Here is a 15,642-nt window from a genome sequence, read left to right as displayed (position 1 = left end):
TCTCCCCCGAGCCTGCCGGTCATTTTGGCGCGACCTTAATGCAATTGGCGGGCGGGGAAAACTGCTATCTGGTCAATGGCGGCGGCGCGGGCTAGGTCTGTGGGCAGAGTTTTTCAGGAGCAAGAAATGAGCAGTCTGGTACCGATCCGTTTTCAAGCCTTCGAACTGGACCTGATGGCGCAGGCCCAAGGCCGGGTGGCCATTCTCATTCCCGCCGATGGCAAGATGAACCCCGCCGCGCGCCGCGCAAACCGACTGACCCGTGGTGCCGTAGCCCGGCTGGTGGAAAGCGACCGTTTCGCCAAGGTCAAGACTGGCGACGTGATCTCGTTGGCTTGGCCCGGCGGGATGGAGGCAGAGGCATTGGACATTCTCGTCCTGCCACGCCGCCCCGAACCGGACGAAGCCCGCAAGGGCGGTGCTGCACTGGCCAAGCTGGCAGGTGGCAAGGACCTGCTGGTCATGGCGGGCAACCAGGTACGGACCGAGGAACTGGCCTTGGGCATTGCTTTGCGCAGCTATGATTTTGACGCGCACAAAACCACGGACGATGACGCAAAAGGCGCGGTGTCCATCTGCCACGCCAAGCCCGACGACGCCAAGGCCGCCTTCGCACCGCTCTATGCGGTTGCTGATGGTGTGCGCATGACCCGCGACCTGACGAACGAACCCGCCAACATCCTGACAACGAGCGAATTTGCCAACCGTCTGAAAGAGATGGAGGAGTTGGGCCTGAAGGTCGAGGTGCTGGAGGAAGACAAGCTGGCCGAGTTGGGCATGCGGACCCTGCTGAGCGTCGGGCAAGGGTCGGACAGCCCCTCGAAAGTCGTCGTGATGCAGTGGAATGGCGGCGATGCTGATGACGCACCGCTGGCTCTGGTCGGCAAGGGGGTCGTTTTCGACACCGGCGGTATTTCGATCAAACCGGCCGCTGGTATGGAAGATATGACCATGGACATGGGCGGCGCAGGCGTCGTTGCGGGCACCATGCGCGCATTGGCCAAGCGTAAGGCCAAGGCCAATGTCGTGGGCCTGGTCGGGCTGGTCGAGAACATGCCCTCGGGCAGTGCCACGCGGCCGGGCGACGTCGTGAAGTCGATGAAGGGCGATACGGTCGAGATCATCAACACCGACGCCGAAGGCCGTTTGGTGCTGTGTGACGTCATGTGGTACGCGCAGGAGCGGTTCAATCCGGTCGGCATGATCGATCTGGCCACCTTGACCGGCGCGATCATCATCGGGCTGGGGCATGAAAACGCAGGCGTGTTTTCCAACAACGACACCTTCTGCGACGCGTTCCTGAAGGCGGCCCGGGCCGAGGATGAAGGCGCGTGGCGTATGCCCCTGGGGCAGGCTTATGACGATCTGCTGAAGTCGCGCATCGCGGACATGAAGAACGTGGGCGGCCGGCCGGCCGGTTCGATCACCGCAGCGCAGTTTCTGCAGCGTTTCGTCAAGGAAGAAACACCCTGGATCCATTTGGATATCGCGGGCGTGGCCTCGGTCGCGGCGGAAACGTCCTATGCGCCCAAGGGCGCCACGGGTTGGGGCGTCCGTGCGCTCAGCCGCTTCGTGCAGGACAATTTCGAGTAGGTCGATGGGCGCCGTCTACTTCTACCACCTGACCCGCCATCCACTTGAGCAGACCTTGCCGGTGTTGCTGGACAAGGCACGGCAGGCCGGGTGGCGGATTGCGGTGCGGGGCACTGACCCTGCGCGGATGGACTGGCTGGACGAAAGGCTTTGGCTGGGCCCCGAAGACGCGTTTCTGCCGCATGGGCAGGCAGGTGGGCCGCACGACGCGGTTCAGCCGATTCTGCTGACTACCGAGGCGGACGCTGCCAACAACCCGTCTTGCCTGATGGCGGTGGACGGAGCCGAGGTGACGCCGGATGAGGTGACCGCCTCGGAGCGGGTTTGCATCCTGTTCGATGGCAACGATCCAAGCGCGGTGGACCATGCGCGCGGTCAATGGAAGACGCTGACCGCGGCGGGTTGCGCGGCGCAGTATTGGTCGGAGGAATCCGGCCGTTGGGAAAAAAATGCCGAATCCGGCTGACTCGGGACCGAAATCAGATTGCAGGCGTGGCGATCCGCGCGACAGGAGATTGATTGATGAAAATGAAACCGTTGGGCCGCACGGGCATCCAGGTCTCGGACCTGTGCCTCGGAACCATGACATTCGGCACGCAGACCCCCGAGGCGGATGCGCATCGTCAGATCGACACGGCGCTGGCGGCCGGGATCAATTTCCTTGATGCCGCCGAGATGTATCCGGTCAACCCGATCACCAAGGAGACAGTGGGCAAGACCGAGCAGATCATCGGCAACTGGAATGCGGCCCATCCGGCCCGTCGCGGCGGTTATGTTCTGGCGACCAAGCATTCGGGCGCCGGCTTTACCCATGCGCGGGACGGAGCACCGATCTCGTCCATCACGATCCCTGGGGCCATCGAGGGATCGTTGCGGCGTCTGCAGACCGACTACATCGACCTGTACCAATTCCACTGGCCCAACCGCGGCAGTTACATGTTCCGGCAGAATTGGGACTATGACCCGTCGGGCGGTGATCGGCAGGCGGTTCTGGACAATATGCACGAATGCCTCGAGGCGCTGCAATCGCAGGTGGACAAGGGCAATATCCGCGCCTTCGGCCTGTCGAACGAAAGCGCCTGGGGCACCGCCCAGTGGCTGCGCCTGTCGGACGAGATGGGGGCTCCACGGGTGGCCTCGATCCAGAACGAGTATTCCCTGCTGTGCCGCCTGTATGACACCGACATGGCCGAGCTGAGCGCCTATGAGGATGTGGGTCTGCTGGCCTTCTCGCCGCTGGCCGCCGGGTTTCTGACCGGCAAGTATCAGGGCGGGGCGGTGCCCGAGGGATCGCGCATGTCGATCGTGCCGCAGATGGGCGGGCGCAAGGGCGACCGGGTGTTCGACGCGGTCGAAGCCTATCTGGCGATTGCCGCGAAACATCGGCTGGACCCGGTGCACATGGCGCTGGCCTGGTGCCAGGCGCGGCCGTTCATGACCTCGGTCATCTTCGGTGCGACCACCCAGGCGCAGCTGGAGCGGATCCTGGAGGGGCGGGATGTCGTACTGTCCGATGAGGTTATGGCCGAGATCAACGCGGCCCATCGCGCGCATCCGATGCCGTACTGAGGGATGGGGGCGCTGCCCCCGTCGCCGTAGCCAACTCCCCCCAAAAATCTATGACCAGATCAAGCTCGCCCGTCAGTGATGGGTGGGCTGGGTGCGGTCCTGCCTCAGGTCGCGGGCGGACAGTCCATGCGCCGTGCGGAAAGCGCGCGCAAAGCTGGATTGCGAGGTGAACCCTGTGGCCAGTGCCACATCCATCAGCGCCATGTCGCTGTCGGTGACCAGTCGGCGGGCCTCGGCCAGGCGCAGTTGCAAATAGTGGTCCTGTGGCGTGGTGTTCAGCCGCAGGCGGAATTGCTGCTGCAGGGTGCGTGGGCTGGTTCCCAAGGCTTTTGCGATTTCGGCCAGGGGAAGCGGGTCGTCCAGCGCGGCCTGCATGATCGCGTTGGCGCGGGCGGTCAGGGCGTTGTGGCGGTGTGGCGCGCCGGTACGGCTCTGTGGTCTGCCGGGTTCGGGGGCGCCTTCGTAGAGAAACAGGCCCGAGACACGGGCCGCGAAGCCTGCGCCGTGGCGTGCCGCGATGATGTGCAGCATCATCTCGACCGCGGGGATCGCGCCGCCCGAGGTCAGGCGGTTGCCGGATACGGTGTACCGGTCGGGGCGCACGTCCACTTCGGGGAAACGGGTGGCGAAGGTCTCGAGATCCTCCCAGTGGGTGGTGGCGGCGTGACCGTCAAGAAGCCCCGCTTCGGCCAGCAACCAGGGGCCTCCGTCGATGCCCGCCATCGTGGCGCCGGTATTGGCGATGCGGCGCAGTCCGGCCAGCAGGCTGGGCGTGGCGTGGCGCACCAGATTGAACCCCGCGATCACGATCATCAGGTCGCAGTGGTCGAGACGCGCCAGCGGGATGCCCGGCACTTGCAGCGCGCTGGTCAGCATCGCCGGCTCGGGCGTGGCGGTCACGTAGTCCCAGTCGAAGGCCGGGCGGTCGGCCAACCGGTTGGCGGCGCGCATCGGGTCCACCGCCGAGGCGAAGCTGAGCGTGTTGCACTCGTCCAGCACCAGTACTGCGGTTTTCAGCGCGCGGTGCTCCGGCTGGAGGATGTTTTTTGCGGATTTCATCAAGTCTGATTCGCATTCTGGCAAGTTGTCTGGTCAAGGCTGCGCCAGAGTCGGGGCCAGACGCAAATCGGAATCCGGGGACAAGCCTGGGGAAAACCCATGGCGAAGCCGGGTATAACTTGGGGATAACACCATGCCTTTGGAAATGAACCGCGAAGTCTTCATCACTTGTGCCGTGACCGGCTCGGGTGGAACGCAGGATCGCAGCCCACATGTGCCGCGTTCACCCAAGCAGATCGCCGAGAGCGCCATCGCGGCGGCCAAGGCCGGGGCGGCAGTGGTGCATTGCCATGTGCGCGACCCCGAAACCGGCGCGCCCAGCCGCCGTCTGGACCTGTATCGCGAGGTGACCGACCGCATCCGCGACGCCGAGGTGGACGTGGTTCTGAACCTGACCGCCGGCATGGGCGGTGACATCGTGTTCGGTGGGGTCGAAGCTCCGTTTCCCGTGGCCGAGGGGACCGACATGATCGGTGCGTCGGAACGCGTGGCCCATGTGGCCGAATGTCTGCCCGAGATCTGCACGCTGGATTGCGGCACCATGAACTTTGCCGAGGCCGACTATGTGATGACCAACACGCCGGGCGCGTTGCGGGCGATGGGGCAGATGATGACTGATCTGGGCGTGAAGCCCGAGATCGAGGCCTTTGACACCGGCCATCTGTGGTTTGCCAAGCAACTGGTGAAAGAGGGCGTTCTGGCCCCGAACGCGCTGGTGCAGCTGTGCATGGGCGTGCCGTGGGGCGCGCCGGATGACCTGAACACCTTCATGGCGATGGTGAACAATGTGCCCGACGACTGGACCTTCAGCGCGTTCTCGCTGGGGCGGCATCAGATGGCCTATGTGGCGGCCTCGGTTCTTGCGGGCGGCAACGTGCGCGTGGGGCTCGAGGACAACCTGTGGCTGGACAAGGGGGTGCTGGCCGAAAACTGGCAACTGGTCGAACGCGCCGGAACGATCATCGAGAACATGGGCGCGCGGGTGATCGGCCCGGCCGAGGTGCGCGAGAAGCTGGGATTGGTCAAACGGGCGCCTGTGGCGTCCTGACGGCGGGGCGACCCTCACAAAATCTGTCGAACAACGATGGCCCCCGGTGCGGCGTGAACGTTCGGGGCGAAGGAGAGAAGATGAAGACGGCAGCGATCATCGGTGGTGGCGTGATCGGCGGCGGATGGGCCGCGCGGTTTCTGCTGAATGGCTGGGACGTGCGGGTGTTCGACCCGGACCCCGAGGCCGAGCGCAAGATCGGCGAAGTCCTGAACAACGCGCGGCGGTCGTTGCCCGGGCTGAGCGATGTGCCGCTGCCGCGAGAAGGCGCGTTGAGCTTTCATGCCGACATCGCCGACGCGGTGAAGGGGGCAACGTGGATCCAGGAGAGCGTGCCCGAGCGGCTGGATCTGAAGTTGAAGGTTTACAAGGGGCTGCAGGAGGCCTGTGATCCTGGGGCGATCATCGGGTCCTCGACCAGCGGGTTCAAACCCTCCGAGCTGCAGGAAGGCGCGCTGCGGCCCGAACAGATCGTGGTGACGCACCCGTTCAACCCAGTCTATCTGCTGCCGCTGGTCGAACTGGTGCCTTCGGTCGCCAACCCGCCCGAACTGGTCGCGCAGGCCAAGGATGTGTTGCGCTCGGTCGGATTCTTCCCGCTGCAGGTCCGCAAGGAAATCGACGCGCATATCGCCGACCGGTTCCTCGAAGCCGTGTGGCGCGAGGCGCTGTGGCTGGTCAAGGACGGCGTGGCCACGACCGAGGAGGTGGACGAGGCGATCCGCATGGGCTTTGGCATCCGCTGGGCGCAGATGGGCCTGTTCGAGACCTATCGCGTGGCCGGGGGCGAGGCCGGGATGCGGCATTTCATGGCCCAGTTCGGCCCGGCGCTGAAATGGCCCTGGACCAAGCTGATGGACGTGCCCGAGTTCACCGACGATTTGGTCGATATGATCGCCGACCAGTCGGACACGCAATCGGGGATGCACTCGATCCGCGAGTTGGAGCGCATTCGCGACAACAATCTGGTGGGCATGATGCGGGCGTTGAAGGCGCGTGACTGGGGCGCGGGGGCGGTGCTGAACCAGCATGACGCGCTGCTAAAGCCAGGTGCCCTGCCGACGCTGGATCAGGCCGATCTGAGCCAGCCGATCCTGACGCTGGCCCGCGCGGTGCCGCTGGACTGGACCGACTACAACGGTCACATGAACGAGGCGCGGTATCTCGAGGCCTTCGCCGCAGCGACCGACCGTTTCATGGAGATCATCGGCTGCGATGCCGACTACATCGCCTCGGGCGGCAGCTATTTCACGGCTGAAAATCACATCCGGTATCTGGACGAGGCCCATGCCGGGGCGAAAATCGAGGTGCGCACGCAGATGCTGTTGGGGAAGGACAAGAAGCTGCACCTGTTCCACAGCATGTACGAGGGCGACAAACTGCTGGCCACGGGCGAGAGCTTTCTGCTGCATGTGAGCTTGGAAACCCGTCGGCCCTGTGCGCCGTCGTCGCAGATCGAAGCCGCGATGGCCCGCATCGCCGAAGCGCAGGCCGGGTTGCCCTATCCCGAGGGCGCAGGGGCGGCCATCCGCAAACCGGCATGACGGGGCGAGTTCTGATCACCGCCGGGGCCTCGGGCGTGGGGCGCGCGATGGCCGAAGCGTTCGACGCCGCCGGCGCGCAGGTCTGGGTGGCGGATGTGGACGCCGAGGCGTTACGGGCCTGCCCGGATCACTGGGGGTGGTCGCAGGTAGATGTATCGGATGAGGCTGCCGTCGCAGAGCTGTTCGGCGAGATCGCGGTGCAGTGGGGCGGTTTGGACGTTCTGTGCGCGAATGCGGGGGTCGCGGGGCCGACCGCATTGGTCGAAGATGTGGCGCTAAGCGATTGGCAAAAATGTATTTCCGTCAATCTGGACGGGGCGTTTCTGTGCGCGAAATACGCGGCGCCGATGCTCAAACGGCAGGGGCGCGGCGTGGTGCTGATCACATCCTCGACCGCCGGGCAGTACGGCTATCCCAACCGCGCGCCCTATGCGGCGGCGAAATGGGCGGTGATCGGGTTGGGCAAGACCCTGGCGATGGAGCTGGGGCCGCACGGCGTGCGCTGCAACGTCATCTGCCCCGGCGCGGTGGAAGGCCCTCGGATGGAGGGCGTGCTGCAGCGCGAAGCGGCCGCCAAGGGCATGACCCGCGATCAGGTCTATCGGGGCTATGCGGCGGGTACTTCGATGGGCCGCTTCGTCGAAGCGCATGACATTGCCGCCATGGCGGTGTTCCTGGCCTCGGATGCGGCACGGTTGGTGTCGGGGCAGGTCATCGCCGTCGATGGGCACACCGTGAACCCCGACCCAAAGCTTTAGCCCTGGTTGGGGCCGCGCATCTGGCGGATCGAGGCGCGAACGGCCTGCCAGTTCTGTGCCTCTTCCACGTTTCCGGCGGCTTCGAATTCGCGGGCTTTCTGGGCGGCTTCGGCCTCGGCCTTGTCGCCATGCGCCGAGTAGAGGGCGCGTGCGTATTGAGCGGTTTTGAGAGCGTCCATTCCTGATATCCTCCTTTGGGTCGGATCGTTCGGATTTTCGCGCACCTCAATATAGGGGATCGGGTGGGAAATTGCACCCGTGGACTGGTGTCACCCTACCGAAATGGCCGCGCGCAGTTGGCGCAGATGGGTCGGGAAATGCCGGGCGGTCAGATCAGCTTCGCGGACCAAGGTATCAAAATGGCGCGTAAAAACCTCGATCCGGTCCCGGTCGCGAAAGGCCATGTAATGGCTGCCGGCATAGAACACACATAGCAGTGGGCCAAAGATGGTGACCGGCGCGGAATAGAGCCGCTTGGCATCGAACAGGTAGATGCGCATGCGCGGATACAGCTGTTCGCACAGCTCCAGCATATGATCGATCTGGTCCAGCCGCACCTGCAGGGGCAGCCCGTCATAATAGCCGGTGCCACAAACAAAGCTGTGAATCTCATACAGCGGCATGGCTATTTCATAGTCGGACTGGGCCCCGCGCATCCAGGTCAGGCGGTCCTCGGAGGCGCCGATGGCCTGGTCGGCGGTTCGGCCCAGATGCGGCGCATATTCCCATTCCAGCACGGCGCGGGTTTTCAGCATGTCGGGCAGGGTGGCCGGAACATAGCGGATTTTGTAGCCGGCGGCCTCCTGATGCCATTCAAAGATGCGCTCGTCGACCAGGGCGCGGGGTGCCTCGGTCATGGTCAGAGAACTGGCCAGCAGCTCGGCCGCGCTCTCGGGTCGGTTCGAGAGGCTGAGCAGCCAATCCGCCGACACCCCCAGAGCCGAGGCGCAGCTGCCCACGACATGGGCGTTGGGCAGGCGTGCGCCCGTATCGGTCAGCAACTGGGAAACGGTTGAGCGATCGACCCCGATGGTGCGCGCCAGCGCGCTTTGGCTCATCTTCCGCTGGTCCATTGCGCGGGCCAGGCGCAGGCGGAACTGCGCGGCGCGGTCGCGTTTGTCGAAATTTTCCTGCATGTGGTGATAAATATCACGAACGCTGAGATTTGTTAATCATATTCGGAATTCTCGACAGGGCCACTGGCAGGTAACGCTTGTGTGAAAAGCAAAAAGACTGGGGACCGGAATGGAAACGCGGCGAAGATCTGTCGTGAAGGCAATCATTTGGAATGCGATGGGCCTCGCGGTCATGACCGTGGTGGGGCTGGTCGCCACCGGTTCGGCCGCTATTGGCGGCGCATTGGCGGTGGTGAACACGGCCGTCGGGCTGACGCTCTACGTGATTTACGAACGCATCTGGGCCGGAATCTCCTGGGGGCGGCATGGCTGAGGCGACCACCCCCAAATCCCCCGAATGGCCGACCTTTGCCCTGATCGTTGCCTGCTATGCCCTTTGGCTGGTCGCGATTTTCGGCGTGGCTGCGTGGTCGCTGTGGCTGGCGGTGCCGATGATGGGTGGTGTCGCGGCGCTGCATTCATCGCTGACGCATGAGGCGCTGCACGGCCATCCGTTCCGCGCAAAGTGGCTGAACGAGGCGCTGATGGCGCTGCCGCTGACCCTGTTCATCCCCTACAACCGCTTCCGCGATCTGCATCTGGCGCACCATCAGGATGCCAACCTGACCGACCCCTATGACGATCCGGAGTCCAACTATCTGGACCCGGCTGTCTGGGCCAGGCTGCCCCGGTGGCAGCGGTGGGTCTATCAGGCGAACAACACGCTGTTGGGGCGCATGGTGCTGGGTCCGATCATCGGGCAGTTGGCCTTTCTGCGCGACGACTGGCGCGGAGCGATGCGAGGGGATCGCGACATCTGGTTGGCCTGGGCCCTGCATCTGCCGGGCGTGGCGGTGGTTCTGTGGATCGTGGCGCGATCAGCGATGCCGGTCTGGGCCTTTGTCCTGGCGGCCTATCTGGGGCTGGCGCTGGTCAAGATCCGTACCTTTCTGGAACACCGCGCGCACGAAAAATCGCGCGCCCGCACGGTGATCGTCGAAGACCGCGGACCGCTTGCGTTTCTGTTTCTGAACAACAACCTGCACGTCGTTCATCACATGAACCCGGCGGCACCATGGTATCGGCTGCCTGCGCTCTATCGCCGAGGGAAAGAACGCTATCTTGCCTGCAATGAGGCCTATGTCTATCGCTCGTACGGGCAGGTTTTCCGGCAGTATTTCTGGCGTGCCAAGGATCCTGTGGAACATCCGCTCTGGCCAAAACCCTGATTTGACGACAGAAGGGAAGCCATGAGTTTGTGGATTCCCGTAACCTTGGCCGCCGCCACCTTTCAGACGGTGCGCTTCATGCTGCAGAAATCGCTGAGCAGCGTGAAGCTGTCGGCGACCGGCGCGACCTTTGCGCGCTTTGCCTATTCGATGCCTCTGGTGCTGCTGGGTCTGGTGGTGGCGATGCGTCTCAGCGGTCTGCCGCTGCCTGCGCTGCCGCCTCTGTTCTGGCTCTATGCCGCCATCGGTGGGGTGTCCCAAATCCTCGCCACGATCTGCGTCGTGGCGCTGTTCAAACAGCGCAACTTTGCCGTTGGCATCACCTTCAAGAAAACCGAGGTGATCCAGACCGCAATCGTCGGTTTCGTCGTGCTGGGCGACCGGGTTTCGGCCGGTGCCTTCGGGGCCATCCTGCTGGGGCTTCTGGCGGTTCTGCTGTTGTCGAAAACGCCGGGCGGCAGTGGGGCGTGGTGGCGTCACCTGACCAACCGCGCCTCGCAATTGGGGTTGGGATCGGGTGTCTTGTTCGCCTTTTCCGCGGTCAGTTATCGCGGCGCATCGCTGCAACTGGGCGATGGCGAGGCCTGGTTTCGGGCGCTGGTGACGCTGGCAGTCGTAGTCTCGATCCAGTTCCTGTCGATGGCGCTGTGGCTGGTTTGGCGCGACCGGGCCGAGCTGCGCGCGGTATGGGACACGCGGCGCACCGGCATCTTCGTCGGGCTGACCAGCCTGGGCGGGTCGTTCTGCTGGTTCTGGGCCTTCAGCCTGCAGAACGCGGCCTACGTCAAGGCGCTGGGGCAGGTGGAGCTGATTTTCAGCCTCATGGCCTCGGTCCTGGTCTTCCGCGAGACGGTGACGCGGCGCGAAACTATGGGGATGGTCCTGCTGGGTCTCTCGATCCTGATCCTGGTCGCCGCGATCTGAGATGCAAAAAGGCGCGCGGAGGTCCGTGCGCCTTCTGATCTTTTTGCCATGCAGGCGGGTCAGCCCGCGCGGCGTTCGTCAAAGCTGAGAGCGATAAAGCTGGGCAGGTGATCGCCCATGCCGACGACGGCTGGTCCGCCATCGTCGCGGCGTCCACGGCTTTTGCCGCGTTGGCCCTTTTCTCGTGCCGGCTTGTCCTTGGGGGCTGTTTCCCTGGGCGTAGCGTCCTTGGCGGGCTTGTCCTTCCCGGTGTCCTTGGCCTCGGATTTGCCCTCGCCCTTGCGGGTCGACGCGCGCGATCTCTTCTCGTGCTTTTTGTCCTCGTCCCCAGCCGGTTCGGCCTGAACCGGGTTGTCCAGACGTGGGATTTCCTTCTGGATCAGCTTCTGGATCGCGTCCAGCGCCTTTTCATCGCGGGCCGTGCACAGAGTGATGGCCTTGCCTTCGCGCCCGGCGCGGCCGGTACGGCCGATGCGGTGCACGTAATCCTCGGGGTGGCTGGGCACATCGAAGTTGAACACATGGCTGACCGACGGAACGTCCAGTCCCCGCGCGGCGACATCGGACGCCACCAGGAAACGCAGCGTTCCTTCGCGGAAGCCCTCAAGGGTCCTGGTGCGCACGGACTGGTCCAGATCGCCGTGGATCGCGGCCGCGTCATAGCCGTATTTCTTCAGCGATTTCGCGGTGATATCCACGTCGGTTTTGCGGTTGCAGAAGACAATGGCGTTGGTGCATTTGTCACCTTCGGCATCGATCAGTGCGCGCAGGACCTTGCGCTTGGTGCTGCCCTCACGGTCACGGCGGCCGCCTTTGACCATTACGACGCCCTGTTCGATGGTCTCGGACGCGGTGGCCTGACGGGCCACTTCGATCCGGTCCGGGGCCGACAGGAACGTGTCGGTGATCCGCTCGATTTCGGGCGCCATGGTGGCCGAGAAGAACAGCGTCTGCCGGGTAAAGGGCGTCAGCGAGAAGATGCGTTCGATATCGGGAATGAACCCCATGTCCAGCATCCGGTCAGCCTCGTCCACGACCATGATCTGCACGCCGGTCAGCAACAGCTTGCCACGTTCGAAATGGTCCAGCAGACGGCCGGGCGTGGCGATCAGCACGTCCACGCCGCGGTCTATCAGGGCATCCTGTTCCTTGAAGCTGACGCCGCCGATCAGCAGCGCCTTGGTCAGCTTCAGATGCTTGGTATAGGTGTCGAAGTTTTCGGCCACCTGCGCCGCCAGTTCCCGCGTCGGGCACAGCACCAGCGAACGCGGCATCCGCGCCCGCGCACGACCGCGCGCCAACAGGGTGATCATGGGCAAGACGAAACTGGCCGTCTTGCCGGTTCCGGTCTGGGCGATGCCCAGAACGTCACGTCCCTCCAAAGCTGGCGGGATGGCGCCTTCCTGGATCGGGGTCGGGGTTTCGTAGCCGGCTTCCTCAATAGCTTTGAGGACCTTGGGGTTCAGGTTCAGATCGGTGAATTTCGTCATGTATGTCCGGTTCATGCGGACACTGACCTGGCCCGCGCGTAACAAAAAATGCCGGGCCCGGATGGCCATGCGCACCATGCGCGTGTCGGCTTGGATGCGGACATAACAAAAAGGTGTGGCAGGGTCAAATGAAGACAGTTTCATCTGTATAGCTACATCGCGTCACTGGCGATTTCGTGCAACAATTCAGCAGCTTCCGGGAAAGTGTTTCTGCAGCTTTTCCTCAAGATCAAGCGGTCGGTGCTTGATCAGACCCCGTTCCTGCAGGCGCGCGCGAACCTGCGGGTCGGTGGCGCTGAGTTCGTCAAAGAACTTGCGCAGACCTTTCTCGCCTTCTTCGGCCTCGATCCAACTGAGCAGTTCGTTCATGTTCAGCCCACCCCGATCGCGATGTACGTTCGGAGCCATGCCAGGCTGGTACGAGCCGCGCTCCAGTCGAAACCGATAGTGTGACCACCAATGCTCCCAATCCGTGGCATGGCGGTGGCACAGGTCGATCTGCGGCATTTCGGTCTTGCAAGGCAAGATGACCTTGTTCTGAAACAGGTTGTGGATGCGATAATTGAGGTTCTCCATCCCCGTGCGCACGAACAGCTTGCCCTGTACGTGGCTCAGAAAGCCGCCCAGAACGAAGGCGCCGTAGTTTGGATAGATCGTCTCGACAAGCGCTTCTCGTTCGGGGCCCTGGGGGATGAACGCCTTGTAGAGATCGTCGCCGCAGGCCAGGGCCTCGATCGGACGAATCCGAACTGCGTGTACCGTTTCGGGCACTTCGCCCAGCAAGTCCGCGATGGGGGCCGTGGGCCACAGGAACTCGTCCACATCTATATGCGCCAGCCAATCGAGATCGGTGTGGCGATAGGTATAGGTCGCATGAACGGTCTGGCGGACCTGGTGGCGCTCGGGCTTGTCCCGTTTGCGCGCCGCCCAGAACGCATCGTCGCAGATGCGGACGGTCACCTTGGGGTGGCGGCGCAGGGGGCGAAAAGCCCGCCGGTTGGGCTCATCAAGGTAGAGGTAGAGGTGATCCGCGCCCAGATCCAGGTGGTAGGCCGCAAAACTCAGAATGTCGTGGGCCGATCCACGCACCGTCGAGACGATGCCCCAGCTCGGCCCCGCTGCGGTCATGCGATGACGGCCTCTGATGCTTTGACGGGGGGCAGGGTCAGCATCACGTCATCATTTCCTTGGTCGCGGTAAGCGTCAGTTTGGGATAGTCGCGCACCACGCGGTCGATGTCCCATTGCAGGCGGGTCAGATAGACGATGTCGCCGTCGTGATCGTGGGCAATGTGCTGCTTGTTCGCATTTACGAACTTCTCGACCTCGGCCTTGTCGCCCGACACCCAGCGCGCACTGGTGAATTGCGAGGCCTCGAACCGCACCGGCAGGCCGTATTCCAACTCGATCCGGCTGGCCAGCACCTCGAACTGCAGCGCGCCCACCACGCCGACGATAAAGCCCGAGCCGATTGAGGGTTTGAACACCTTGGCCGCACCTTCTTCGGCAAACTGCATCAGCGCCTTTTCCAGGTGTTTGGCCTTCATCGGATCGCCCGCGCGCACGCCCTGCAACAGCTCGGGCGCGAAGGATGGAATTCCGGTTACGCGGATCGCCTCGCCCTCGGTCAGAGTGTCGCCAATGCGCAGCTGGCCGTGGTTGGGGATGCCGATGATATCGCCAGCCCATGCCTCGTCGGCCAGTTCCCGGTCGGACGCTAGAAACAGAACCGGGTTCGTGATCGCCATGGGCTTCTTGCTGCGCACATGGGTCAGCTTCATGCCGCGCTTGAAATGGCCGCTGGCCATGCGGACAAAGGCCACCCGGTCGCGGTGCTTGGGGTCCATGTTGGCCTGTACCTTGAAGACAAAGCCCGCCACCTTTTTCTCATCCGGCGAAATCTGGCGCGGTTCGGCCGATTGCACCTGCGGCTGCGGTCCGTACTGGCCGATGCCCTCCATCAATTCCTTGACGCCGAACGAGTTGATGGCCGAGCCGAACCAGATCGGGGTCATGTGGCCTTCCAGAACCGCCTGCGGGTCCAGCGCGGGCAGCAATTCGCGCGCCATCTCGACCTCTTCCAGCAGCTTGTCCAGCAGTTCGGCGGGCACATGCTCGGCCAGTTTGGGGTCGTCCAGCCCGTTGATCTCGATGCTTTCAGCCACTTTGTTGCGGTCGGCGCGGTCCATCAATTCCAGCCGGTCACGCAGCATGTCGTAGCAGCCGATGAAATCGCGCCCCACGCCGATGGGCCAACTGGCCGGTGTCACGTCGATGGCCAGCATCTCCTGGATCTCGTCGATGATTTCGAACGTATCGCGGCTCTCACGGTCCATCTTGTTACAGAAGGTCAGGATCGGCAGGTCGCGCAAGCGGCAGACCTCGAACAGCTTTTGCGTCTGGCTTTCCACGCCCTTTGCCCCGTCGATCACCATAACCGCGGCGTCAACGGCGGTCAGCGTGCGATAGGTGTCTTCGGAAAAGTCCGAGTGGCCGGGCGTGTCCACCAGGTTGAACCGGTAGGGGCCATAGTCAAACGACATGGCCGAGGCCGAGACCGAGATCCCCCGGTCCTTTTCCATTTGCATGAAGTCCGAGCGCGTACGCCGTGCCTCGCCCTTGGCGCGCACCTGTCCGGCCATCTGGATAGCACCCCCATACAGAAGGAACTTTTCGGTCAGGGTCGTCTTGCCCGCATCCGGGTGCGAGATGATGGCAAAGGTCCGGCGCCGTGCGATCTCGGGCGGCAGGGTGGGTTGGTTCGAGGCGGTATCAAGCATGAAGGCGCGTATAGGCGGGGAATCCTGTCGAGGCAAGACAAAGGGGGTGGTTCGAATCGGGTGGATATGCCAATAAGAACATATAGTGAACAAATAGTGGAGTGGATCAATGAATTTGAAAGAAATCGCCCAGGAACTGGTGGCAGGTTGCCGCGAAAACCGCGCCAAGGAGAATCTGGAGAAGTTGTATGCAGCCGATGCCGTCTCGGTCGAGGCGATGGACATGCAGGGCATGGGCCGCGAGACCCACGGCATTGAAGGCATCCGCGGCAAGCATGATTGGTGGGAAAGCGCGCACGAGGTTTCGGGCGCGTCAGTCAGCGACCCGTTCCTGCATGGTGAAAACAGCTTTGCCGTGATTTTTGAAGTGCAGGGCAAGGTGAAGGAAAGCGGTGAAGCTTTCGACATGCGCGAGGTCGGAGTCTATCACGTGGTCAACGGCAAGATCGTGCGGGAAGAGTTCTTCTACTGATTTGCCGACGCCAATCTGGTCTTCCCTGTCTGGCCGGTGCTAGACATGCGGGTAACAACTGA

General features: G+C 63.4%; 16 protein-coding genes. 10 read left to right on the top strand and 6 right to left on the bottom strand.

The features are described 5' to 3' along the window. The first annotated feature begins 126 nt into the window (after positions 1 to 126). From K3752_RS09465 to K3752_RS09455, 3 genes are read left to right on the top strand one after another with little or no spacing between them, the layout of a single operon-like run. Positions 127 to 1,593, top strand: a complete 1,467-nt coding sequence (locus K3752_RS09465; RefSeq protein ID WP_170390349.1) for a leucyl aminopeptidase — start codon at positions 127 to 129, stop codon at positions 1,591 to 1,593. Positions 1,594 to 1,597: 4 nt separating this feature from the next. Then, complete coding sequence (locus K3752_RS09460; protein ID WP_260063097.1) at positions 1,598 to 2,059, top strand: DNA polymerase III subunit chi; 462 nt, start codon at positions 1,598 to 1,600, stop codon at positions 2,057 to 2,059. Between the two features lie 56 nt (positions 2,060 to 2,115). Next, positions 2,116 to 3,162, top strand: coding sequence for an aldo/keto reductase (locus K3752_RS09455; RefSeq protein WP_260063096.1), 1,047 nt, complete (start codon positions 2,116 to 2,118; stop codon positions 3,160 to 3,162). A gap of 72 nt (positions 3,163 to 3,234) precedes the next feature. On the opposite strand, the gene K3752_RS09450 is transcribed toward K3752_RS09455, so the two are convergent. Then, on the bottom strand, positions 3,235 to 4,221 hold the full coding sequence (locus K3752_RS09450; RefSeq protein ID WP_260063095.1) for a GlxA family transcriptional regulator: 987 nt from the start codon (positions 4,219 to 4,221) through the stop codon (positions 3,235 to 3,237). A 133-nt stretch (positions 4,222 to 4,354) separates the two neighbouring features. Between K3752_RS09450 and K3752_RS09445 the strand changes: the two genes are divergently transcribed. The 3 genes from K3752_RS09445 (at position 4,355) to K3752_RS09435 (ending at position 7,571) form a co-directional block, all read left to right on the top strand. Further along, positions 4,355 to 5,269 (top strand): 3-keto-5-aminohexanoate cleavage protein, encoded by a 915-nt coding sequence (locus tag K3752_RS09445; protein WP_170366145.1) that lies wholly within the window; start codon positions 4,355 to 4,357, stop codon positions 5,267 to 5,269. Positions 5,270 to 5,349: 80 nt separating this feature from the next. Beyond that, complete coding sequence (locus K3752_RS09440) at positions 5,350 to 6,813, top strand: carnitine 3-dehydrogenase (protein ID WP_260063094.1); 1,464 nt, start codon at positions 5,350 to 5,352, stop codon at positions 6,811 to 6,813. Continuing rightward, entirely contained in the window at positions 6,810 to 7,571 is a 762-nt protein-coding gene (locus tag K3752_RS09435; protein ID WP_260063093.1) for an SDR family oxidoreductase, read from the top strand. The genes K3752_RS09440 and K3752_RS09435 overlap by 4 nt, the downstream gene beginning before the upstream one ends. Here the strand turns inward: K3752_RS09435 and K3752_RS09430 are convergent. Further along, entirely contained in the window at positions 7,568 to 7,750 is a 183-nt protein-coding gene (locus K3752_RS09430; protein WP_093962276.1) for a hypothetical protein, read from the bottom strand. The genes K3752_RS09435 and K3752_RS09430 overlap by 4 nt on opposite strands. Before the next feature lie 90 nt (positions 7,751 to 7,840). Continuing rightward, a complete protein-coding gene (locus K3752_RS09425; protein WP_260063092.1) occupies positions 7,841 to 8,707 on the bottom strand; it encodes a helix-turn-helix domain-containing protein in 867 nt (288 codons plus the stop codon). Between the two features lie 109 nt (positions 8,708 to 8,816). On the opposite strand from K3752_RS09425, the gene K3752_RS09420 reads away from it, so the two are divergent. Genes K3752_RS09420 through K3752_RS09410 form a run of 3 tightly spaced genes read left to right on the top strand, consistent with a single transcriptional unit; the run spans position 8,817 to position 10,839 of the window. Continuing rightward, a complete protein-coding gene (locus tag K3752_RS09420) occupies positions 8,817 to 9,020 on the top strand; it encodes a DUF2061 domain-containing protein (protein WP_260063091.1) in 204 nt (67 codons plus the stop codon). Next, the gene (locus K3752_RS09415) at positions 9,013 to 9,915 is read left to right on the top strand and encodes a fatty acid desaturase (protein WP_260063090.1); all 903 of its coding nucleotides are present in this window, start codon (positions 9,013 to 9,015) and stop codon (positions 9,913 to 9,915) included. Before K3752_RS09420 ends, K3752_RS09415 begins: the two co-directional genes overlap by 8 nt. Before the next feature lie 21 nt (positions 9,916 to 9,936). After that, positions 9,937 to 10,839: an EamA family transporter gene (locus K3752_RS09410; RefSeq protein WP_170338309.1), complete on the top strand. Its 903-nt coding sequence runs from the start codon at positions 9,937 to 9,939 to the stop codon at positions 10,837 to 10,839. A 59-nt stretch (positions 10,840 to 10,898) separates the two neighbouring features. Here K3752_RS09410 and K3752_RS09405 read toward each other — a convergent pair whose 3' ends face one another. The 3 genes from K3752_RS09405 to K3752_RS09395 form a co-directional block, all read right to left on the bottom strand. After that, entirely contained in the window at positions 10,899 to 12,329 is a 1,431-nt protein-coding gene (locus K3752_RS09405) for a DEAD/DEAH box helicase (protein WP_260063089.1), read from the bottom strand. Between the two features lie 186 nt (positions 12,330 to 12,515). Further along, positions 12,516 to 13,457 carry a glycosyltransferase family 2 protein gene (locus K3752_RS09400; protein WP_260063087.1) on the bottom strand — a complete coding sequence of 314 codons (942 nt, stop codon included), beginning with the start codon at positions 13,455 to 13,457 and terminating at the stop codon, positions 12,516 to 12,518. 43 nt (positions 13,458 to 13,500) lie between these two features. Further along, on the bottom strand, positions 13,501 to 15,108 hold the full coding sequence (locus K3752_RS09395) for a peptide chain release factor 3 (RefSeq protein WP_170363329.1): 1,608 nt from the start codon (positions 15,106 to 15,108) through the stop codon (positions 13,501 to 13,503). 109 nt (positions 15,109 to 15,217) lie between these two features. Here K3752_RS09395 and K3752_RS09390 point away from each other — a divergent pair, with 109 nt between their 5' ends. Continuing rightward, positions 15,218 to 15,580, top strand: coding sequence for a nuclear transport factor 2 family protein (locus K3752_RS09390; RefSeq protein WP_170338820.1), 363 nt, complete (start codon positions 15,218 to 15,220; stop codon positions 15,578 to 15,580). Positions 15,581 to 15,642: the final 62 nt, after the last annotated feature.

The sequence above is a fragment of the Ruegeria sp. B32 genome (assembly GCF_025141855.1).
In the GTDB taxonomy this organism is placed as follows: Bacteria; Pseudomonadota; Alphaproteobacteria; order Rhodobacterales; family Rhodobacteraceae; genus Ruegeria; species Ruegeria arenilitoris.
The sequence above is the reverse complement of the archived record's forward strand: the minus strand, read 5'-3'. Positions and strand labels throughout refer to the sequence as shown.

What these genes read in the sequence shown, in the direction of transcription:
- K3752_RS09465 (WP_170390349.1), top strand. Translation starts at nt 127, where the DNA reads ATGAGCAGTCTGGTACCGATCCGTTTTCAAGCCTTCGAACTGGACCTG.
- K3752_RS09460 (WP_260063097.1), top strand. Translation starts at nt 1,598, where the DNA reads ATGGGCGCCGTCTACTTCTACCACCTGACCCGCCATCCACTTGAGCAG.
- K3752_RS09455 (WP_260063096.1), top strand. Translation starts at nt 2,116, where the DNA reads ATGAAAATGAAACCGTTGGGCCGCACGGGCATCCAGGTCTCGGACCTG.
- K3752_RS09450 (WP_260063095.1), bottom strand. Translation starts at nt 4,221, where the DNA reads ATGAAATCCGCAAAAAACATCCTCCAGCCGGAGCACCGCGCGCTGAAA.
- K3752_RS09445 (WP_170366145.1), top strand. Translation starts at nt 4,355, where the DNA reads ATGCCTTTGGAAATGAACCGCGAAGTCTTCATCACTTGTGCCGTGACC.
- K3752_RS09440 (WP_260063094.1), top strand. Translation starts at nt 5,350, where the DNA reads ATGAAGACGGCAGCGATCATCGGTGGTGGCGTGATCGGCGGCGGATGG.
- K3752_RS09435 (WP_260063093.1), top strand. Translation starts at nt 6,810, where the DNA reads ATGACGGGGCGAGTTCTGATCACCGCCGGGGCCTCGGGCGTGGGGCGC.
- K3752_RS09430 (WP_093962276.1), bottom strand. Translation starts at nt 7,750, where the DNA reads ATGGACGCTCTCAAAACCGCTCAATACGCACGCGCCCTCTACTCGGCG.
- K3752_RS09425 (WP_260063092.1), bottom strand. Translation starts at nt 8,707, where the DNA reads ATGCAGGAAAATTTCGACAAACGCGACCGCGCCGCGCAGTTCCGCCTG.
- K3752_RS09420 (WP_260063091.1), top strand. Translation starts at nt 8,817, where the DNA reads ATGGAAACGCGGCGAAGATCTGTCGTGAAGGCAATCATTTGGAATGCG.
- K3752_RS09415 (WP_260063090.1), top strand. Translation starts at nt 9,013, where the DNA reads ATGGCTGAGGCGACCACCCCCAAATCCCCCGAATGGCCGACCTTTGCC.
- K3752_RS09410 (WP_170338309.1), top strand. Translation starts at nt 9,937, where the DNA reads ATGAGTTTGTGGATTCCCGTAACCTTGGCCGCCGCCACCTTTCAGACG.
- K3752_RS09405 (WP_260063089.1), bottom strand. Translation starts at nt 12,329, where the DNA reads ATGACGAAATTCACCGATCTGAACCTGAACCCCAAGGTCCTCAAAGCT.
- K3752_RS09400 (WP_260063087.1), bottom strand. Translation starts at nt 13,457, where the DNA reads ATGACCGCAGCGGGGCCGAGCTGGGGCATCGTCTCGACGGTGCGTGGA.
- K3752_RS09395 (WP_170363329.1), bottom strand. Translation starts at nt 15,108, where the DNA reads ATGCTTGATACCGCCTCGAACCAACCCACCCTGCCGCCCGAGATCGCA.
- K3752_RS09390 (WP_170338820.1), top strand. Translation starts at nt 15,218, where the DNA reads ATGAATTTGAAAGAAATCGCCCAGGAACTGGTGGCAGGTTGCCGCGAA.